Source organism: Nocardia sp. CA-151230 (assembly GCF_050942175.1).
GTDB lineage: Bacteria > Actinomycetota > Actinomycetes > Mycobacteriales > Mycobacteriaceae > Nocardia.
The window spans coordinates 2,415,345-2,434,303 of record NZ_CP192061.1 but is presented as its reverse complement, the minus strand read 5'-3'; the positions used below and the strand labels follow the sequence as shown (position 1 = coordinate 2,434,303).

The window sequence follows — 18,959 nt, the reverse complement described above, 5'->3', positions numbered from 1 at the left end:
CGTTCGCCGCCTCGGCCGCCGTTCCAACTGCCACCGAAGGCATCTCTCCTAGGCGGTGCGGCGCGGAACCTCGATCCCGACCCGCGCCCAACGCCCGGACAACGCCCGCCGGCCGACGGCGACCAGGCGCAGCAGCATGAAAGCGACCAGCCCGGTCCAGATTCCGCCGATCCCCCAGTCGCAGGCCAGCGACAGCCAGATCATCGGCAGGAACCCCAGCAGCGCCGACCCCAGTGTGGCATTGCGCAGGAACGCGGCATCGCCGGCGCCGAGCAGCACGCCGTCGAGCGCGAACACCACACCTGCCACCGGGATCATCGCGACGAAGAACCACCACACCACGTGGGTGCGATCCAGCACCGGCGGATCGACGGTGAACAACCGGGGGATCACCGAGTATCCGGCCGCGAACACCGCCGCCAGCAGCACCGAGAAGACCGTGGACCAGCCGGTGATCCGCCGCGCCAGACCCTGTGCGCCGCGCGCGTTTCCGGCCCCGAGCGCCGCGCCCACCAGGGTCTGCGCCGCGATCGCCAGTGAATCCAGGGTCAGCGCAAGGAAATTCCAGATCTGCAGCACCAGCTGATGCGCCGCCACCGATGCCGCCCCGAACCGCGAAGCCACCGCCGCGGCCGACACGAACGACGCCTGGAAGGCCAGGCTCCGCACGATCAGATCCCGCCCCAGCACCAGCTGCGCCTTCATGATCTCGAGATGCGGTGCGAGCGGCGCCTTCGCCCGCCACAGCGCACTCACGAACAGCGCACCGGAAATCGACTGCCCCGCCAGATTCGCGACCGCCGACCCCTCCAGCTCCATTCGCGGCGCCCCCAGCAGCCCGTGCACCAGCGTCGGGCACAGCACCCCCGAAACCACCAGCCCCGCAACCACATACATCAGCGGCCGCCGAGTCTGCTGCACCCCGCGCATCCACCCGTTCCCCGCCATCGACAACAGGATCAACGGCACCCCGAACAACGCGATCCGCACCCAGGACTCCGCCGCCCGCGCGATGTCATCCCCACCCGCGACGGCCCGCGTGATCGGCCCCGCAAAGATCTGCACCACCAGCACGATCGCCATCCCCACCCCCACCGCGATCCAGTTGGCCTGCACCCCCTCGACAACAGCCGCCCGCTCGTCCCCAGCCCCATGCCGCCGCGCAGCCCGAGCCGTCGTCCCATAACTCAGGAACGTCAACTGCGAACTGACCTGCGCCAGAATCAATCCCCCGACGGCCAGCCCGGCCAACGCCAAGGCCCCCAGCCGCCCCACCACAGCCATATCGAACAGCAGATAGATCGGCTCAGCGACCAGCACCCCCAGCGTCGGCACCGCGATCCCGAGAATCCGCCGCGGCCCGGCCGCCGCAGCCTCAGCGCCCCGCACCGCCGCGACGTCCTCCGCCGCCGCGGCCACGAATGCAGGGTCCTCCCCGCCGCCATCCACCATGCCAGCACTGCTCATCCGCCCACCATCCCACACCACCCCGGCACCCCTACCCGGCCGTACCGCCCCGCCTCCCCGCCTTCGAACCCGCCGATCCGCCTGTCACCACCGCTTTTCCAGATCCCGCAAGCGGCGAGACCGTGCCGCCGGCCACCGATCGGAATCCATAGCCGAGCAAATATATGTCCGTGTCCGCATCCGACTCACCAGCGGCGTTGTCGCCGGTCGGCTCCGGCCGAGTCAGCGGACCAGGTTCGCCACCAATTCCTCGGCCGCCCCGGACAACTCGCACCTGCGAATTCGACTCCGGCAGACCACTATTCGCGGCGCCCTCCCCGGCACGGTCGTATCGCCGCGCGTATTCCCGTCGACTCGCGACGGCTCCTCGGGCAGGCTGGGCGGCATGGTGGATCTCGAGACAACAATCGCGGCGGTGACGGTCTATCCGGATCGGGCCCGAGTCACCCGGTCCGGCAAGGCGACACTGGACGCGGGCGAACATCGCATCCGTGTGTCACCGCTGCCGCTGGAACTGCTGCGCGACTCGATCCGCGTCGCGGGCCGGGGCGACGTGACGGTCCTCGGGGTGGACATCATCACCGAACGGCAGCCCGAGCCGGACGACGAACAGATCGCCGAGCTCACCTCCCGCAGAAACGAACTGGATGCCGCGCTGGCCGAACTCGCCGACGCCGACCGGGCCGCCGACGCCCGCATCGAATTCCTGCAGCGCCTGGTCCACAAGTCCGCCGGGCACCTGGCCAAGACGACCGACGAGCGGGTCATCGCCTTCGGCGACAGTCTCGAGGCGCAATACGGGGCCGTGCATGCCGGACGCCGCGACCGAGAACGCCTGCGGCAGGAGCACATTCTGGACAAGCGGGCGATCGAGCGGCGGCTGGCGGACCTGGGCCGCAAGAACCGCCCCGACGTCCGGGCCGCGGTCATCACCGTCGACGCCGCCCAGCCGGCCACCGCCGAACTGGAACTGTCCTACGTGGTGCCCGGCGCGCGCTGGACCAGTACCTACGATCTGCGCCTCGACGACAGGGGCCTGAGCCTGCGCTGGTTCGGACTGGTGCGCCAGCAGACCGGCGAGGACTGGCCCGAATGCCGCCTCGAATTGTCGACCGCCCGCCCGGCGGTCGCCCTCGACGTGCCCGAACTGGACCCGTGGTACCTCAGCACCACGCCACCCGAGCCGAAACTCTTGGCCAGGCGGCGCGCTTCCCGGCCCGGGGACCACGACGGCGCGAACCCCATGCTCGCCCCGGCCGCGCCCGCGCCCGCCGGTGCGCTCCCGCCACCGCCGCCGCCCCCGGTCCGAGAAGCGGTCACGACCGTCGAGCACGGGGCCACCGCCGCGACCTACTCCCCGCAGCGCCCGGTCGCCATCGCCGCCGACGGCACCGAACACCGCACGCTGATCATCGCCCTCGACCTCGAGGCCGATCTGGATCACGTGACCGCGCCGATCCGCTCGCCCGAGGCGATCCTGCGCGCCACCGCGCGCAACACCTCCGAGCACACCTTCCCCAAGGGCCGCGCGTCCCTGTTCAACGACACCGAATACGTCGGCGCCACCGATCTCGACCTCTGGGCCCCCGGCGAGGAACGCGAACTCGCCCTCGGCGTGGACGATCGCATCCGCGTCGAACGAGAACTGGTGCGCCGCAATGCCTCCAAGGCGACCCTCGGCTCGGCCCGCCGCGTCGAAATGGAGTACACGATCACCGTCACCAACCACGGCGCCCGCCCCACCACCGTGACTGTCCTCGACCGCCTGCCGGTCGCCCGCGACACCACTGTCACCGTCCGCGACACGGTCCTGAAACCGCCCCCGACCGAGCGCGACGACCTCGGCATCCTCACCTGGAAACGCGACCTCGGGCCGCAGGACCGGACGGTCATCACCCTCGGCTACCGATTCGAAGCCCCCAAGGGCGTCACCATTTTCGGCCTGCCGGACTGACCCGGCCCATCACCCGGCGGCGCCATTGTCGTCCGGCCGGTGCCCGCGGTGGGCGGCGCGGTCGAAGATCCCGAGGATCTCGCACGGTTTGCCCTCGGCGCCGATGGCGTGCGGCATCATCGTGGGGAATTCGGCCGCCTGGTGGGTCTCGACGCGGAAGCGGCGGTTGCCGAACATGAGGATCGCGGTGCCGGACGAGCCATTCCCGGCCCGGGTGGGCGCGCATGCGGGCGGGATTGTCCGGCGGCGGATCCGTGATTCGGTCGAACACGGAACGCGGCGATGAATTGAACTGAGGGACACCGGGACTCGGGTCAGCCGAGTTCGCGCAGGAGGTTCGCCAGCAGGTCCGGGGCGTGGCCGGTGGTGGAATAGCCTGCGGCATAGCGGTGTCCGCCGCCGCCGAGGGCGGTGGCGACGCGGGCGACGTCCAGGCCGGGTGAGCCGTCGGCGGCGTCGTGTGAGCGCAGGGAGACCGTCCAGTGGTCCGGGTCGGTGCGGGATTCCTTGAAGACGGCGGCGACCTGGGCTTCGGCGGTGGTGCGGATGAGGTCGATGATGCTCTCGACCTCTTCCGAGCGGACGGCTTCGGCGTCCTCGCGGCGGACGACCGCGTAGACCAGGCCCGCGCCGGCGGCGGCATCCGGAATCAGCTGGGCGGAGGCCAGGACTCGGGACAGCATGGGGAGCCAGGCGAAAGGATGGGTGTCCATCAGGGTGCGGGTGATGGCCGCGCCGTCGATGCCGGTCGCCAGGAGGCGTTCGGCCAGGGTGTGGGAGCCGGGGCGCACCCATTTGAAAGAGCCGGTGTCGGTGACCAATCCGGCGTAGAGGCAGTGCGCGATATCGCGATCGATGGGCTCGCCCCAAGCCTCCAGGATGTGGGCGATGACGCCCGCAGTGGATTCGGCGGCCTCGTCCACGACATTGACCTGACCGAAGCGAGTGTTGGACCGATGGTGGTCGATGACCAAAGTCGTTGCGGCACTGTCCAATCGGTCACGCAGCGAGCCGAGCCGTCCGGCACTGCCGCAGTCCACGGACACCAGCACATCGACCTCGCGGGGCACCTGGTCGGCGCGGACCAGCAACTCCGTGCCGGGCAGCGACCGCATGGAGACCGGCAGTTCGGCCGGTTCGGCGAAGCAGACGACGACCGGGACCCCGCGCCGGCGCAGTACCTGCGCCAAGGCCAGCCCGCTGCCGACGGTATCGGCATCGGGCTGGATGTGGCAGAGAATCGTCACCGATTTCGCGGCCTCGAGAACCTCGACGGCCGGGGTGACATCGACGGGGGTCACGGCGTGGTCAGGCTTCGTCGTCTTCCTCGTCCTCGTCCGACTTGTACGGGTCCGCCTCACCGGCGTAGTTCGCGCCGACCGCCACCTGCGCCACGCGCGCGTCGGAGGCGCGGGCCTTGGCCAGCAGCTCCTCCATCTCGCGGGCCGCGTCGGGCACGGTGTCGAGTTTGAACGCCAGCGTCGGGGTGAACTTCACCCCGGTGCCCGCACCGACCTTGGACCGCAGAATGCCCGCGGCCTTCGCCAGGCCGGAGGCGGCTTCCGCGTAATCGGGTTCGGCGTCGATGGTTTCGCCCATGACGGTGTAGTAGATGGTCGCCTCGCGCAGATCACCGGTCACCTTGGCGTCGGTAATGGTGACGAACCGCAGTCGCGGATCCTTGATCTCGTATTCGATCGCCGTGGCGACGATGGACGAGATGCGCTTCGCGAGTCGGCGTGCTCGAGCCTGATCAGCCATGCCGAGCCCTCCTCACTTCTTCAGTCTTCGGGTCCGAAGACGCGACGGCGTACCGCCAGCAACTGTAACTCCGGACGATTGGCGACGTGCCGTTCACACTTGTCCAGCACCTCGGTCAGATGATTCATGCCGTAGCTGACCATTGCCACACCGAGCAATGCCCGGCGATACCGGTCATGATCTCCGCCCTCGGTGACACTCACCTCGAACCGCTTCAGGTCGGCGAGGATGGGGCGGATGACAGAGCGCTTCTCTTTCAGTGAATGCACATCACCGAGCAAGATATCGAACTCGAGCGCTCCGAAGAACATCTTTTCAGTCATATGAACGCGCCCCGGGGAATGCGCGCACGGTTACCCGGAAAGGTAAGGGGCACAACCCCGCCGGACCCGGAGGCCCGGCGGGATCGTGTACTGCTTCCTAGTCGCGCGGCTTCTCCCGCAGCTCGTAGGCCTCGATGATGTCGCCATCCTTGATGTCGTTGAAGCCCACGGTCATACCGCACTCGTAGCCTTCGCGAACCTCGGTGACGTCGTCCTTCTCGCGACGCAGCGACTGGATGGTGGTCTCGGCGACCACCACGTTGTCGCGGATCAGGCGCGCCTTGGCGTTGCGCTTGACCGAGCCCGAGAGCACCCAGCAACCCGCGATATTGCCGAACTTGGAGGACCGGAAGATCTGGCGGATCTCCGCCCGACCCAGCTCGTGCTCCTCGTAGATCGGCTTGAGCAGACCCTTGAGGGCCTTCTCGATCTCGTCGATCGCCTGGTAGATGACCGAGTAGTAGCGAATGTCCACGCCTTCGCGGTTCGCGAGCTCGGTCGCCTTGCCCTCGGCCCGGACGTTGAACCCGATGATGATCGCGTTCGACGCCGACGCCAGGTTGACGTTGGTCTCGGTGACGCCACCGACACCGCGGTCGATGACGCGCAGCCGCACCTCGTCGCCCACATCGATACCGAGCAGCGCCTCTTCGAGGGCCTCGACGGTACCGGAGTTGTCGCCCTTGAGGATCAGGTTCAGCTCCGAGGTCTCCTTCAGAGCGGCATCCAGATCTTCCAGGGAGATCCGCTTGCGGCTGCGCGCGGCCAGGGCGTTGCGCTTGCGAGCGTTGCGGCGGTCGGCGATCTGACGCGCGATGCGGTCTTCCTCGACCACGAGCAGGTTGTCACCCGCGCCCGGCACCGAGGTGAAACCGATGACCTGGACGGGCCGCGACGGCATGGCCGCCTCGACGTCGTCGCCGTGCTCGTCGACCATGCGGCGGACGCGACCGTAGGCGTCACCCGCCACGATCGAGTCGCCGACGCGCAGCGTGCCGCGCTGGATGAGCACGGTGGCCACCGGACCACGACCGCGGTCGAGGTGGGCTTCGATGGCCACACCCTGCGCGTCCATGTTCGGGTTCGCCCGCAGATCGAGGGCCGCGTCCGCGGTCAGGACAACCGCCTCGAGCAGCGACTCGATGTTGGTGCCCTGCTTCGCCGAGATGTCCACGAACATGGTCTCGCCACCGTATTCCTCGGCGACCAGACCGTATTCGGTCAGCTGCTGGCGAATCTTCTGCGGGTTCGCGCCTTCCTTGTCGATCTTGTTGACCGCCACCACGATCGGCACGTCCGCGGCCTGCGCGTGGTTGATGGCCTCCACCGTCTGCGGCATGACGCCGTCGTCGGCCGCGACCACGAGGATCGCGATGTCGGTGGCCTTCGCACCACGGGCACGCATGGCGGTGAACGCCTCGTGACCGGGGGTGTCGATGAAGGTGATGAGACGGTCGTCGCCGTTGACCTCGGCCAGCACCTGGTAGGCGCCGATGTGCTGGGTGATGCCGCCGGCCTCGCCCTCACGGACGTTGGCCTTACGGATGGTGTCCAGCAGTCGGGTCTTACCGTGGTCGACGTGACCCATGACGGTCACGACCGGCGGACGGACCTGCAGGTCCTCCTCGTCGCCGTCGTCCTCGCCGTAGGTGAGGTCGAAGTTGGCGAGCAGCTCGCGGTCCTCGTCCTCCGGAGAGACCACGTGCACGACGTAGTTCATCTCCGAACCCAGCAGCTCGAGGGTCTCCTCGTTCACCGACTGGGTTGCGGTGACCATCTCACCGAGGTTGAACAACGCCTGCACCAGCGAGGCCGGGTTGGCGCCGATCTTCTCGGCGAAGTCGGACAGCGACGCGCCACGGGCGAGGCGAACGATCTCGCCGTTGCCGCGCGGCAGCCGCACGCCACCGGCGATGGGCGCCTGCTGGTTCTCGTACTCGGCGCGCTTCGCCCGCTTCGACTTACGACCCTTGCGGGGAGCGCCACCCGGACGTCCGAAGGCACCCGCGGCACCGCCGCGACCACCACCGGAACCGGGACGGCCACCGCCGCCACCACCACCGGGACGACCACGGAAACCACCGGGAGCACCACCGGTACCGGCACCGGCGCCGGCACCCTGACCGCCACCGGGAGCGCCGCCGCCGCGGTAGCCACCGCCACCGCCGCCACCGGGACGACCACCACCGGCGCCCGGACCACCCGGACGCGCCGGACGGCCTGCGCCACCCGGACCGGCCGGGCGCTGAGCGCGCGCGGGCATGGCACCCGGGTTGGGCCGAGGCGGCATCGAGCCGGGGCTGGGACGCGGACCACCGGGACGGGGGCCGCCCTGACCGGCCGCGGCCGGACGCGGACCACCCTGACCCGGGCCGGGGCGCGGACCGCCCTGACCGGGACCCGGACGCGGACCACCCTGGCCCGGACCCGGACGGGGACCGCCCTGATGCTGACCCGGACGCGGACCACCCTGGGCCGGACCCGGACGGGGGCCGCCCTGATGCTGACCCGGACGCGGGCCGCCCTGCGGCTGCTGGCCCGGACGGGGAGCCGGACGCGGCGCCGGACGCTCCGGAGCCGAGGAGAACGGGTTGTTACCGACCCGCGGCGGCTTCGGACCCGGCTTGGGTCCGGCCGGACGCGGGGCGCCCTGCTGAGCAGCCGGGGAGCTGCCCTGCTGAGCCGGACGCGGGGCCGGGGCACCCGGACGCGGCGCGTTCGGACGCGGGGCCTGCGGGGCCGGAGCGGACGGGGTAGCCGACGCGGAAGCCGCTGCGGGAGCAACGCTTTCGCGAGCAGCGGGCTTGACGGCCGCCGCCTCTCCGGGCCTTCCCGGGGCCGCCGGACGGGCAGCCGGAGCCTCGACCGACTCGGCGCGGGCAGCCGGGGCCACCTGCGGAGCCGGGGCCGGAGCCTGCGGCGCGGGGGCCGGAGCCTGCGGCGTCGGGCGGGGGCCCGGACGGGGACCGGCACCGGGGGTGGCCGGCTTGGCAGCCGGACGCGGGGTGCCGTCACCACTGGGCTTGGGGGTCGCCGATTTGGCGGTCCCATTGGACGGGGCGCTCTTGGGTGCGAGCGACTCCCGCAGCCGGCGCGCGACGGGTGCTTCCACCGTCGAGCTCGCCGACTTCACGAACTCGCCCTGCTCCTTGAGCCGCGCGAGTAGTTCTTTGCTCGTGACACCGAGTTCTTTAGCCAACTCGTGCACGCGGGCCTTGCCTGCCACTGCTCTCCTCACTCAGAGGTCGAGCGCAGCAGCCCGTTTCACGACGGGACGCGCGCACGACCTCGACTAATTTCGAAGGCCGATCATTTCTGGGACTTCACGGTTTGCTCATGAGTGCTCGTGCCTGTTCTCTACGTAATGCTCCAGGGCTGAGATATCCAGATGTCCGGACACTCGTAGTGCTCTGCCGAATGCTCGGCGCCGAACTGCTTGGCTCAGACAAGCCGAAGAGGGGTGCAACCAGGCACCCCTTCCGGGAAGTCTGTGCCGCGGATCCGGAATGACCACAACGTCCTGCCCGGAGGCAGACCCTTGCGCCACGACCCGCATCAGATCGGCGGCCAGCTCGCGTCTGCGACATCCGATGCAGGTCCGGACGGGTGCCGATCTTGCTGACACCCGCTCGGCGCGCAGAGAAGCCGAAGACTCGCGCTGAGCCTGCGTCCACTCTACCGCTGTCACGTCCCGATCTCCGCATCCGTACCCCTTGGAAGTTACCAACCTGTCATCCCAGGGGTCTGTTTCACAAATCTCGGGACCGACCGGGCCGGATGGATCCGGCAAGATCAACCCCGGTGGGCCTCGCCACCGCCGGCCGCCGCCGCGGGACGCACACCCCCCTGGACCTCGGGCGCCGCATCGGAACGAATGTCGATGCGCCAGCCGGTGAGCCGGGCCGCCAGGCGGGCGTTCTGACCCTCCTTGCCGATGGCGAGGGAGAGCTGGAAGTCCGGAACCACCACCCGCGCAGCGCGGGCCTCGGGGTCCACGATGGTGACGGATACAACTTTCGACGGGGACAGCGCATTCCCGACGAAGGTGGCCGGGTCCTCGGCGTAGTCGATGATGTCGATCTTCTCGCCGGCCAGCTCGCTCATCACGTTGCGCACACGCTGGCCCATCGGGCCGATGCAGGCGCCCTTGGCGTTGACGCCGGGGACCGTCGAACGCACGGCGATCTTGGAGCGGTGCCCGGCCTCGCGGGCCACGGCAACGATCTCCACCGAGCCGTCGGCGATCTCGGGGACCTCCAGCGCGAACAGTCGGCGCACCAGGTTGGGGTGGGTGCGCGAGAGGGTGATCTGCGGGCCGCGCGGGCCGCGGGAGACGCCGACCACGTAGCACTTGATGCGGTCGCCGTGCTCGTAGGTCTCGCCCGGCACCTGCTCGGCGGGCGGAATGACGCCCTCCGCGCCATGGGCTTCCGAGCCGATGCGGACCACGACGGTGCCGCGGGCGTTCATGCGGGCATCGCGCTGCACCACACCGCCGACGATGTCGCCCTCGTGGGTGGAGAACTCGCCGAAGGACTTCTCGTTCTCGGCGTCGCGCAGCCGCTGAAGCACGACCTGACGGGCGGTGGTGGCGGCGATGCGGCCGAAACCTTCGGGGGTGTCGTCCCATTCGGAGATGACATTCCCGTCGGTGTCGAGCTCGCGGGCCATCACGCGCACGACACCGGTCTTCTGGTTGATGTCGATGCGGGCGGTGGGCTGGTGGCCCTCGGTGTGCCGGTAGGCGGTGAGCAAGGCGGACTCGATCGCGGAGATCACCGTCTCCATCGAGATCCCCTTGTCGGCGACAATCGCGCGCAGGGCTTCGATTTCGATGTTCATTCCACGATCCCTTCGGTCAGTGAATCGGACTCTGCTGCTTCGTTTTCGGATCCCTCCTGCGCACCGGGCTGGGGACGGCCCGGCGCTACTCCCCCCGCGAGTTCCAGTTCGGCCACGCCGGGTGGACTGAATTCCACCTGCACGACGGCGGATTGGATATCGGCGAGCGGCACCGTCACCCGGTGTGGCTTCCGCTTGCCGCCGAGGACCAGGGCGACGTCAGTGTCGGTGACGACGCCGGCGCGGGCCTCGAACGTGGCTTTGCCCTTCTCCTCCGGTGATTCGGCGCCGGGGCGCAGCACGATCTTCACCTTGCGGCCCTGGGCGCGCCGCCAGTGGCGCGGGGAGGTGAGGGGCCGGTCGATGCCGGGGGTGGTGATCTCGAGCAGGTAGGCGGTCTCGCCGAAGTCATCGGCGTCGTCGAGGGCCTGCGAGATCTCCGAGCTGAGTTCCGCGACCGCGTCCAGGTCGGGGGATTCGTCGCTGTCGACGGTGACCTTGAGCTTGGCCTGCGCTGTACCGGCAGCCGAAATCGCGACGCCTTCGAGGTCGAATCCTCGGCGTTCGACGAGCTCAGCAACTAGCTGGCTCACCCTTTCCTCGGTCGGCATCGGCATGTGGGGCGGCTCCTGGTTCAGTTGTCACGGGTTGAGTTGTCGGTATCGATACTGGTCGGGCACGGTCGGCAGACCCGTCTCCACCCTCGGGAGGGAGGATTCGGCGAAATGCCGTGCCGAAGGTCTAGCGTAACGCGCGGAAAGAGTGTAGAGGACCAGCCAACTAGCTCGAGTTCGGCATGGTCGGCGCTGTAGTGCTGACGGCGTGTCCAGCACGACGCGCCCATGACGGTTCCCCGTCGTTCCAGATCACAGCCTATCCGACGGCCCTCACGCAGCAAGCTGTCCGCGACGGCTGGCACCATGTATGCCGTGCCCAGCAGTCAGAGCGGCCTTCCGGCCGGTGTCGTCGGTCTCACGGTCCCGCCGGACCGAACCGGGTCCTCCCCTACCCCCGAACCTCCCCTCCCCGCCGTGAACCGCCGCAGCGCGCTGCGGCTGGCCGGTGGCGGCGCGCTGGCGGTGGCGGCGGTGGGCGCGCTGGCCGCCTGCACCAGGAACGACACCCCTGCCGCTCCGGATCCGCTGATCGCGCAGGAGACCTCGGCCCGTACCGACGCGGCCGCCGCGACCGCCGCCATCGCGACCTCTCCCGACAAGGCCGGTGCGCTGCAGACCATCGCCACCCAGCGCACCGCGCACGCCGATGCACTGCGCACCGAAATCGACCGCGCCATAGGCGTTTACGGCGACGGCAGCACCCCCAGCCGCCGCACCCCGCCGGTCACCCCGACCGCGCCCGTGCCGCCCCCGGGCGTCGCCGTCCTGCGTACCCAGCTCCAGCAGTCCCAGCGCTCGGCAGCCGACCTGTCGGCCCAGCTCTCCGGCTATCGCGCCGGTCTCCTCTCTTCGATCAGCGCGTCGTGCGCTACCCACGCGGGGGTTCTCCTGGCATGACCACAACCGACCAGCAGGCACTCATCGATGCGTTGAGCGCCGAATACGCCGCTGTCTACGCCTACGGCGTGATCGCGGCCTACGCCAACCACGACCGCGACAAACTCGTCGCCGAGTACACGGCGTCCCACCGTGCCCGCCGCGACGCCACCATCGACACCCTGAAGGCTTCCGGCGCAACGGTTCCCGAGCCCGCCGCCGCCTACACCTCCCCCATCCCGGTGAACGACCCGATCCCGGCCGCCAAGCTGGCGATCACCGTCGAATCGGACGCGGCGGCGGCCTGGCGCTCGGTGGTCGAACGCGCCGGGAACCCCGATCTCCGTCGCACCGGTATCGAGGCGCTCACCGAATGCGCTGTGCGCCTTGCCACTTGGAATTCGATCCTGGGCACCAGCCCGGCCACCGTCGCCTTCCCCGGCCGAGCCTGAGGCCGCGGCGGTCCATCGCTGCGCCGCGTGGGTAGCGGGTCGCACCGTATTCCGCCGCCGAGGTCACCGGGAATTCGCCGGACCCGCACTTGCCGTTTCCGTTTTCGATCACGGATCGGCACCCTCCGCCGATAGGGTCCGGTCGGCGCGGCTTGTCGCAATTTCCTGCCGTGCAACGGAATTCGGTGTGAGGTCGAGGAGATGCTGTGGCGGTCGATGCTGCGCGGGAAGAGAAGGCACTGCGGGAGGTGACGAATCGCCTGGTCGAGGACTATGGCGAGGCGCATCCGGCAGAGCAGGTCGAGGCCGTGGTAGGCGCGGTGCGCAAGCGGTTCGAGGGGCATTCGGTGCGCGAGTTCGTACCGATTCTCGTCGAGCGGATTGCGCGGCGGGAATTGGATCCGAAGCGGTCCATGAATGCTGCCACGGAGGTGGATCTGACCAAGGCGGCGGTCGGCGAGGAGGGTTCGCCGGATGGGCATCCGGCGGAGACCACGGACGTATTCGCCGCTGTCGCAGGGCGATTCGTACCGGCTCGGCTGGTCGAGAACAAGCGCGCGCTGAGCGTGGTCGCGGCCGGTGTCGTGGTGGTGCTGGCGTTCGCGGTGATCATGGCTGTGCGGCAACCGGATTCGTCGTCGGGAACCACCGCCGCGCCGGCCCTGACCACCGTGCACGGTGTGGCCGGCTCGGAGAAGTCGGCGTTCTTCGACGATCCCAAGGTGGCCGACGCATTGGCCAAGCACGGGTTCAAGGTGGACGTGGAGCCCGCGGGGTCCCGGCAGATCGCCACCTCGGTGGATCTGGGCAAGTACGACTTCGCCTTCCCCTCCAGTTCGGCCGCCGCGGAGCTGGTTCAGCGCAAGAGCGGAGTGACCGGCAAGTACGTGCCGTTCTCCTCCCCCATGGCCATCGCCACCTTCAAGCCGATCGCCGACCTGCTGACCCCGGCCGGGATCGTGCAGCCCGGCGCGACAACGACTTTCGACGTCGACAAGTACCTGTCGCTGGCGGAGAAGGGCGTCCAGTGGAACCAGCTGGAGGGCAATTCGACCTATTCGGTGCCGAAGAACGTGCTGGTCTCCACGACCGATCCGCGTACCTCCAACTCGGCGGCCATGTACCTGGCGGTGACCGCCTACGTCGCCAATGACAACACCATCGTGCGTGGTGCCAAGGCGGAAGACTTTGCGGTGTCCCGCGTTTCACGCCTGTTCACCCGGCAGGGATTCACCGAGTCCAGCAGCGACGGCCCCTTCAAGGACTACCTGTCCAACGGCATGGGCACGGTCCCCATGGCCTGGATCTACGAGGCACAGTACGTCGACGCGGCCGTGCACAACCAGCTCAAGCCCGGCATGGTCCTGATGTACCCGAAGCCGACGGTCATGTCCCAGCACACCGTGGTCCCCCTCGACGACAAGGGCGACCGGATCGGCAAGCTCCTCACCACCGACCCCGACCTGCAGCGCCTGGCCGCCGAACACGGCTTCCGCCCCACCGACGTGACCCTGTTCACGAATGCCACCGCCGCCCACCAGGTCCCGGTCGACGTGAACCTCGTCAACCAGGTCAGCCCACCCGATTACGACACCCTCGAACACCTGCTCGACGGCGTCGCCAAGTCCTACAACTGAGCGACGGCACGACACAGCCGATCCGGGCCGGACACCATCGGGTGTCCGGCCCGGATCGCGTTCATAGCCTGACAGATTCGCGAATCAGCCGCAGATCCCGGCCGCGTCCCGGGCACAGCGTGGCGATGTCAATCGAGTCGGCCGTAGATCACGCGCAGAATCGCCTCGGCGAGGTCGTCGATGCTGCTGGGCATTTCATCCTGGGGTGCCGCGGACAACTGGGAGAGCCGCCCGTCGCGCATGAGCGCGACCAGGCCCGCGAGCGTTGCCGAGTCGATCCCCTCGGGAGCGAGCCCGGCCGCGCGGTCGCGGTCGATCTTGGCCGCGAGCCCGGTGGTGAATCGTGCCTGGATGCCGGCGATGAATTCGGTCAGCGGGGGGTAGCTGCTGTCGTAGCCCTCGAGCGAGCAGACGAGGATCGCGCTGTTGTCGTGCCAGATCTCGGCTGCTCCGCGGAGCTGGGTGCGCAGGAGATCTCGCTGCGGGCCGGTGGACGGCAGCCAGACGTGGGTTTGCGCGTAGCGGTCGCTCACGTCCTCCATGAGGCGGGCGAAGACCGCCTGCTTGGAGGGGAAATAGAAGTAGAAGCTGGTGCGTGAGATGCCGGTCGCGTTGGTGATGTCGTCGACGGTCAGGTTGGCCATCGGCTTCTTCGCCAGCAGGTGACGGGTCGCGGCGAGGATCTGGGCCTCGCGCTGGTCACCTTTGGACATGGTGCCGCGGCGGCGGAGACCTTCGGTCGTGTCCTGGGTCTGGTTCACTCCGTGTCCGCCCTTCTGCGCCATGACCCCACCCTAGAGCGGTTTACATGCCGGTAATCGACGTGGCGTCTATCATAATCGACACTATGTCGATTCCAGCGTAGCGTGCCAGCAATGACCTCAACGCTCGAGCTCCGGCGTGCCTCATCGCCGACCGCGATCGTGCTGACCATGGCCAGCACCGTGTTTCTGCTGGCCATGGCTCAGACACTGCCCGTGCCCGCGCTGCCGCAGATCGGTCTGCAGCTCGGCGTCTCGGCGACGACCGTCGGATGGGTGACGACGGCGACGATGCTGGCCGCCTCGGCGCTGACGCCGCTGCTCGGGCGACTGGGTGATGTCTACGGGCACAAACCGGTCGTGCTGGCGACGCTCGTGGTCACGCTGGCCGGCAGCCTGCTCGCCGCGTCGGCGCACAGCATCGATCTGCTCATCGTCGGACGGGCCTTGCAGGGAGCCAGTTTCGGCCTGTTCCCGCTGGCGATCAGCGTGCTGCGTCACGAACTTCCCGCCGAGCGACTGACCGGGGCGCTGGCCGTCACCGCATCGACCCTGGGCGTGGGTAGCGGTGTCGCGCTGGTGGCGACGGGTCTGCTGACGCAGGGCGGTGCGGACTACCGCCGCATCTTCTGGCTGTGCGTCGTGCTGACGGCGGTGGTGCTGGTGCTGGCGTTCGTGACGCTGCCGCGCCGCGCGGGGCAGGGTGGCCGTGTCGATTACGTGGGTGCCGCGGTCCTCGGCACCGGTCTGGTCTGCCTGTTGCTGCCGATCTCGCAAGGACACGAATGGGGTTGGGGCAGTGCGCGAGTGATCGGGTTGTTCGTGGCCGCGGCGATCGTGCTGGCCGGGTTCCTACTGTTGCAGTCCAAGCTGCGTGACCCGCTGGTCGCGACCTCGCTGCTGGCGCATCGGCCGGTCGCGGTGACCAACCTGGCGAGTTTCTGCGTCGGTTTCGCGATGTTCAGCGTGTTCCTGGGGGCGACCTATTTCGTGGCGACGCCGCGGGCGCTGGCGGGGTTCGGTTTCGACGCCTCGGTGCTGCGCACGAGTGTGGCCTTCATGCTGCCGGGCGCCGTGGTGTCGGTGGTGATGGGTCCGCTCGCCGGGCGCCTGGTCGGGCGGATCGGCCCGCGCTATGTTCTGCTGCTCGCCAGCGTCATCGGCCTGTGCGCTCTCACCGCCCTCGCGTTGCTCCATACGACGAGCGCGGAAGTCGTTGTCGCACTGGTCGTCGCGAATGCCGCGATCGCGATCGCCTACGCCGCCATGCCCGCCCTGCTGGTCGCCAATGTCGCACCGCACGAGACCGGAATCGCCAACTCGATCAACTCGATCATGCGCACCGTGGGCGGCGCCATCGGCAGCGCACTGGTCGTCACGATCCTCACCAGCGACACCCTGCGCCACGCCCTGCCCAACGGTGCGGTCGTGGCCCTTCCCGCCGAAGGCGCCTACCGCATCGCCTTCGTCACCGGCGCGGCCTTCTTCGCGGTGGCAGCACTACTGGCCGGATTCGGCCTCGGCCCCAGCGGCCGGCGCTTGACCCGGCACGAGGTCGACGAGGACATCGCCCTGGCGAGCGCCGGCGAGTTCGCCACGGCGTCGACCAGCCTCTGACGATCTGGCCCGAGGTCCGATTCGGCGTAGTGGATGCTCGGCCGCGCAGCACCCGAAAGGAGTTGCGCGGCCCTCCGGAGAACCGCCAACCTGGCCCGGTTCCATCCGGCGACGAACCCTGTCCGAACTCCTCTGGGACGAGTCGAACGAAGCGTCAGGGGGATGCTGATGCGCTGCGAGCAATGGGCGGAGTGAGGCGGACGGCCCGGTAACATGACCGATATGCCGACCCCGCCCGTCGAGCGACCCGATCTGCCGGAATACATGACCTGGGAGCAGCTGACCAAACCGCTTGATACATAACGACTTACGCTGACAAGTGGATGTCGTGTGCGGCCGCGGATCCTGCAGTACCGATTGCACATCCGGCGGCATCTGCAGACAGGATCGACTGTGGTGCAGTCGATCTCGGCTTCGCTTAACAAAGCGTCGTCCCGTTCGGGCTGGAGGGTAACCTGCGGTCGTGGGAATGGGGCCGAACACTGACTGGCTGGAAGACACCCGGGCGTCGTACGACACCGTCGCTGCTAGTTATGCAGACCTGACGCGTCACCTTCTGGATGAAACACCCGAAGAGCGCGCTGCCCTGGCATTGTTCGCCGATCTGGTGCGGGCCCAGGGTGGGGGGCCAGTTGCGGATGTGGGATGCGGGACGGGGAGAATCACGGCTCACCTGCGTCAACTGGGCACGGACGTGTTCGGAATCGACCTGTCGCCCGGAATGATCGGGGTGGCTCGGCGCGATCACCCCGGCCTACGGTTCGATCTTGGCTCCATGACGAGCCTCGCTCTCGCGGACGTCTCGATGGCCGGCCTGGTCGCGTGGTACTCGCTGATCCACATCCCCGACGATGAGATCAGTTCGGTCTTCGCACACTTCCAGCGAGTGCTTCGGCCCGACGGCCCGCTGCTACTCGGCTTCCATGTCGGAGACGAGTCGCAGTTGGTAACCAACGGCTATGGCGGGCACCAAATGAACCTCCATGTCCATCGTCGCCAGCACAGCCAAATGCATACATGGCTCGAGGATGCCGGTTTCGTCGTCGAGGCATCCAGAACTCTCACCTCAGCCGAGAGCAAGCTCGGGGGGATCATTCTCGCGCGCCGCCAGGTACGCGGATCGGCCTCAGCGCATGACGGTTCGCTGCACACGGGGCCGCCGAGCGAGCATCTGCGTTCCAGCAGATCCGCAGTACGAGGCATGGACACTCACAGGTCCGCGCCGATACCGAGTCATCTCGACTCCCGGCGGCGAACTACGCCACCGTAGGCGGCGAGGGCGCCGAAGTTGGCATCGGTTGCAGGGTGGCGATGAACCCGTACAGGCCCGGGGCGATGATGCCGGCCCCGATCCAGTGCGAAGCCCCGGTTTTCGCGTCCGCCCTGCCAGATCGGCCATGCCCCACCGATTTCGGCGACTGCCGCCAGGGCGAACAGCACGATGGAGCTGGAAGATCCTGATCATCGGGCAGCGGAGGATGCGCATCCGCATCCAGCGCCGACATCGCTGGTGCTCGACCCACACGCGCTGCCCCCGCCGCAGCGCTTACCCCGACCACGGGTCCGGGACCAGATCAGCCCGAGGACTCCCACGACGATCAGGCCGTATCCCAGCGGCTCCAGCCATGACAGGCTCAGGAGGGTCCCGCCACCGGCCGCCAGGCCCGCCGCGGCCAGGAGCGGGGCCAGGCAGCAGGCCACGCACAGCACCGCCCCGAGCCCGATCGGCGCCCACCACCGTCGAGTCGTGTTCGGTTCAGCAGCCACAGTCGCCTCCCACCGCGGGCGTGGAGGTAATGTCTCCAGCGAATGGCAGTGGGCAGCAGGGGCTTTCACTGCACGCGAGCAAGTCGTCGCAGCCGGCGGCCAGGGCTGCTCGCAGGGTGTCACGCACGGCGGTCAGCTCCGCGAGTTTGGTGTCGACCTCGGCGAGTTTGGTGACCGCCCGCGCATGCAAACCGGCATCGGGGCGGCCGTGGGCCTGGGTGGCTTCCAGAAGGCCGGCGACTTCGTCGAGGGTGAATCCGAGACGTTGGGCGGCCTTGATGATCCGCAAGGTCGTCACCGCCTGCTCGGGATAGAGCCGATGCCCGCCCAGGGACCGGTTCGGTTCGGCGAGCAATCCGCGGCGTTCGTAGTAGCGCAGGGTCTGGATGTTCACCCCCGCCGCCGCGGCGACCTCGCCGGTACGCAAACCCGCGCTCATCGCGACACGGCTCCGGCCCGGGTTTCGAGGGCATCGAGAACCCCCACGTGGGCGGCGGGAACATCGATGTGCATCACCACGCCGGCATCGGCCGGTTCGAAGGTAAAGGTGAAGAACGAGCAGCATCCCGTTTCCCGGTCCGCCAGGTCCCGCCCGAGGGGTTCCGCGTCGGCGTCGATAAACAAATCCAGGCGTGTGCGGTCGGGTCGTTCAGTGTGCTGCACCGCGTCGGCGAAGAACTGATCGAACTCCGTCACCCGCATCGGCCGAGCGGCAGTCGGCAGGGTGCACGAGTCAGGCACCCAGTCCGTGGAACCAGTGTTGATCGTCATGAACCCACGGTAAGCCTGTACCTGAGTACCGAATGCAAGCCTGAAATGCAGCGATCCGAACGCTCGCGCGGCATGTCCTGATGCCCGGCACGTTCGCGGGGGATGTGCGGAATG

General features: G+C 68.8%; 18 protein-coding genes and 2 pseudogenes. 7 read left to right on the top strand and 13 right to left on the bottom strand.

What is annotated here, in order from left to right; translation table 11 throughout:
- Nucleotides 1-48: 48 nt before the first annotated feature.
- Nucleotides 49-1,452, bottom strand: a complete 1,404-nt coding sequence (locus ACQP1O_RS11015) for an MATE family efflux transporter (RefSeq protein WP_433567648.1) — start codon at nucleotides 1,450-1,452, stop codon at nucleotides 49-51.
- Nucleotides 1,453-1,852: 400 nt separating this feature from the next.
- On the opposite strand from ACQP1O_RS11015, the gene ACQP1O_RS11010 reads away from it, so the two are divergent.
- A complete protein-coding gene (locus ACQP1O_RS11010; protein WP_433565710.1) occupies nucleotides 1,853-3,421 on the top strand; it encodes a DUF4139 domain-containing protein in 1,569 nt (522 codons plus the stop codon).
- 9 nt (nucleotides 3,422-3,430) lie between these two features.
- Here the strand turns inward: ACQP1O_RS11010 and ACQP1O_RS11005 are convergent, their stop codons facing one another.
- The 8 genes from ACQP1O_RS11005 to rimP all read right to left on the bottom strand — a co-directional run bounded on the left by ACQP1O_RS11005 (nucleotide 3,431) and on the right by rimP (nucleotide 10,964).
- Nucleotides 3,431-3,598, bottom strand: a complete 168-nt coding sequence (locus ACQP1O_RS11005) for a hypothetical protein (RefSeq protein ID WP_433565709.1) — start codon at nucleotides 3,596-3,598, stop codon at nucleotides 3,431-3,433.
- A gap of 137 nt (nucleotides 3,599-3,735) precedes the next feature.
- A complete protein-coding gene (locus ACQP1O_RS11000) occupies nucleotides 3,736-4,722 on the bottom strand; it encodes a DHH family phosphoesterase (protein WP_433565708.1) in 987 nt (328 codons plus the stop codon).
- A 7-nt stretch (nucleotides 4,723-4,729) separates the two neighbouring features.
- The gene (gene rbfA, locus ACQP1O_RS10995) at nucleotides 4,730-5,182 is read right to left on the bottom strand and encodes a 30S ribosome-binding factor RbfA (RefSeq protein ID WP_433565707.1); all 453 of its coding nucleotides are present in this window, start codon (nucleotides 5,180-5,182) and stop codon (nucleotides 4,730-4,732) included.
- Nucleotides 5,183-5,202: 20 nt separating this feature from the next.
- Complete coding sequence (locus ACQP1O_RS10990; protein WP_040859602.1) at nucleotides 5,203-5,493, bottom strand: DUF503 domain-containing protein; 291 nt, start codon at nucleotides 5,491-5,493, stop codon at nucleotides 5,203-5,205.
- 109 nt (nucleotides 5,494-5,602) lie between these two features.
- A complete protein-coding gene (gene infB / locus ACQP1O_RS10985; protein ID WP_433565706.1) occupies nucleotides 5,603-8,731 on the bottom strand; it encodes a translation initiation factor IF-2 in 3,129 nt (1,042 codons plus the stop codon).
- Nucleotides 8,732-8,839: 108 nt separating this feature from the next.
- A complete protein-coding gene (locus ACQP1O_RS10980; protein ID WP_354839708.1) occupies nucleotides 8,840-9,145 on the bottom strand; it encodes a YlxR family protein in 306 nt (101 codons plus the stop codon).
- Nucleotides 9,146-9,297: 152 nt separating this feature from the next.
- On the bottom strand, nucleotides 9,298-10,347 hold the full coding sequence (nusA, locus tag ACQP1O_RS10975; RefSeq protein WP_379398336.1) for a transcription termination factor NusA: 1,050 nt from the start codon (nucleotides 10,345-10,347) through the stop codon (nucleotides 9,298-9,300).
- Nucleotides 10,344-10,964: a ribosome maturation factor RimP gene (rimP, locus tag ACQP1O_RS10970; RefSeq protein ID WP_433565705.1), complete on the bottom strand. Its 621-nt coding sequence runs from the start codon at nucleotides 10,962-10,964 to the stop codon at nucleotides 10,344-10,346. Before rimP ends, nusA begins: the two co-directional genes overlap by 4 nt.
- 414 nt (nucleotides 10,965-11,378) lie before the next feature.
- On the opposite strand from rimP, the gene ACQP1O_RS10965 reads away from it, so the two are divergent.
- From ACQP1O_RS10965 to ACQP1O_RS10955, 3 genes are all read left to right on the top strand, one after another.
- A complete protein-coding gene (locus ACQP1O_RS10965; RefSeq protein ID WP_433565704.1) occupies nucleotides 11,379-11,861 on the top strand; it encodes a hypothetical protein in 483 nt (160 codons plus the stop codon).
- Nucleotides 11,858-12,292, top strand: coding sequence for a ferritin-like domain-containing protein (locus tag ACQP1O_RS10960; RefSeq protein ID WP_433565703.1), 435 nt, complete (start codon nucleotides 11,858-11,860; stop codon nucleotides 12,290-12,292). The genes ACQP1O_RS10965 and ACQP1O_RS10960 overlap by 4 nt, the downstream gene beginning before the upstream one ends.
- A gap of 206 nt (nucleotides 12,293-12,498) precedes the next feature.
- The gene (locus ACQP1O_RS10955) at nucleotides 12,499-13,929 is read left to right on the top strand and encodes a three-helix bundle dimerization domain-containing protein (RefSeq protein WP_433565702.1); all 1,431 of its coding nucleotides are present in this window, start codon (nucleotides 12,499-12,501) and stop codon (nucleotides 13,927-13,929) included.
- Between the two features lie 128 nt (nucleotides 13,930-14,057).
- Here ACQP1O_RS10955 and ACQP1O_RS10950 read toward each other — a convergent pair whose 3' ends face one another.
- Nucleotides 14,058-14,714: a TetR/AcrR family transcriptional regulator gene (locus ACQP1O_RS10950; protein ID WP_433565701.1), complete on the bottom strand. Its 657-nt coding sequence runs from the start codon at nucleotides 14,712-14,714 to the stop codon at nucleotides 14,058-14,060.
- A 90-nt stretch (nucleotides 14,715-14,804) separates the two neighbouring features.
- On the opposite strand from ACQP1O_RS10950, the gene ACQP1O_RS10945 reads away from it, so the two are divergent.
- The 3 genes and pseudogenes from ACQP1O_RS10945 to ACQP1O_RS10935 form a co-directional block, all read left to right on the top strand.
- Nucleotides 14,805-16,307, top strand: a complete 1,503-nt coding sequence (locus ACQP1O_RS10945) for an MFS transporter (protein WP_433565700.1) — start codon at nucleotides 14,805-14,807, stop codon at nucleotides 16,305-16,307.
- Nucleotides 16,308-16,776: 469 nt separating this feature from the next.
- Nucleotides 16,777-17,343: pseudogene (locus ACQP1O_RS10940) on the top strand (class I SAM-dependent DNA methyltransferase); the annotation flags it as partial.
- Nucleotides 17,291-17,524, top strand: a pseudogene (locus tag ACQP1O_RS10935) (hypothetical protein); the annotation flags it as partial. The pseudogenes ACQP1O_RS10940 and ACQP1O_RS10935, both read left to right, overlap by 53 nt.
- Nucleotides 17,525-17,540: 16 nt before the next feature.
- Here the strand turns inward: ACQP1O_RS10935 and ACQP1O_RS10930 are convergent.
- From ACQP1O_RS10930 to ACQP1O_RS10920, 3 genes are all read right to left on the bottom strand, one after another.
- Nucleotides 17,541-17,747 (bottom strand): hypothetical protein, encoded by a 207-nt coding sequence (locus ACQP1O_RS10930; RefSeq protein ID WP_433565699.1) that lies wholly within the window; start codon nucleotides 17,745-17,747, stop codon nucleotides 17,541-17,543.
- Nucleotides 17,748-18,063: 316 nt separating this feature from the next.
- Nucleotides 18,064-18,513, bottom strand: coding sequence for a MerR family transcriptional regulator (locus ACQP1O_RS10925; protein WP_433565698.1), 450 nt, complete (start codon nucleotides 18,511-18,513; stop codon nucleotides 18,064-18,066).
- Complete coding sequence (locus ACQP1O_RS10920; RefSeq protein ID WP_433565697.1) at nucleotides 18,510-18,845, bottom strand: hypothetical protein; 336 nt, start codon at nucleotides 18,843-18,845, stop codon at nucleotides 18,510-18,512. Before ACQP1O_RS10920 ends, ACQP1O_RS10925 begins: the two co-directional genes overlap by 4 nt.
- Between the last annotated feature and the right edge of the window lie 114 nt (nucleotides 18,846-18,959).

What these genes read in the sequence shown, in the direction of transcription:
- rbfA (WP_433565707.1), bottom strand. Translation starts at nt 5,182, where the DNA reads ATGGCTGATCAGGCTCGAGCACGCCGACTCGCGAAGCGCATCTCGTCC.
- ACQP1O_RS10925 (WP_433565698.1), bottom strand. Translation starts at nt 18,513, where the DNA reads ATGAGCGCGGGTTTGCGTACCGGCGAGGTCGCCGCGGCGGCGGGGGTG.
- ACQP1O_RS10920 (WP_433565697.1), bottom strand. Translation starts at nt 18,845, where the DNA reads ATGACGATCAACACTGGTTCCACGGACTGGGTGCCTGACTCGTGCACC.
- ACQP1O_RS10945 (WP_433565700.1), top strand. Translation starts at nt 14,805, where the DNA reads ATGACCTCAACGCTCGAGCTCCGGCGTGCCTCATCGCCGACCGCGATC.
- ACQP1O_RS10950 (WP_433565701.1), bottom strand. Translation starts at nt 14,714, where the DNA reads ATGGCGCAGAAGGGCGGACACGGAGTGAACCAGACCCAGGACACGACC.
- nusA (WP_379398336.1), bottom strand. Translation starts at nt 10,347, where the DNA reads ATGAACATCGAAATCGAAGCCCTGCGCGCGATTGTCGCCGACAAGGGG.
- ACQP1O_RS11005 (WP_433565709.1), bottom strand. Translation starts at nt 3,598, where the DNA reads ATGTTCGGCAACCGCCGCTTCCGCGTCGAGACCCACCAGGCGGCCGAA.
- ACQP1O_RS11015 (WP_433567648.1), bottom strand. Translation starts at nt 1,452, where the DNA reads ATGGTGGATGGCGGCGGGGAGGACCCTGCATTCGTGGCCGCGGCGGCG.
- ACQP1O_RS10990 (WP_040859602.1), bottom strand. Translation starts at nt 5,493, where the DNA reads ATGTTCTTCGGAGCGCTCGAGTTCGATATCTTGCTCGGTGATGTGCAT.
- ACQP1O_RS10960 (WP_433565703.1), top strand. Translation starts at nt 11,858, where the DNA reads ATGACCACAACCGACCAGCAGGCACTCATCGATGCGTTGAGCGCCGAA.
- rimP (WP_433565705.1), bottom strand. Translation starts at nt 10,964, where the DNA reads ATGCCGATGCCGACCGAGGAAAGGGTGAGCCAGCTAGTTGCTGAGCTC.
- ACQP1O_RS11010 (WP_433565710.1), top strand. Translation starts at nt 1,853, where the DNA reads ATGGTGGATCTCGAGACAACAATCGCGGCGGTGACGGTCTATCCGGAT.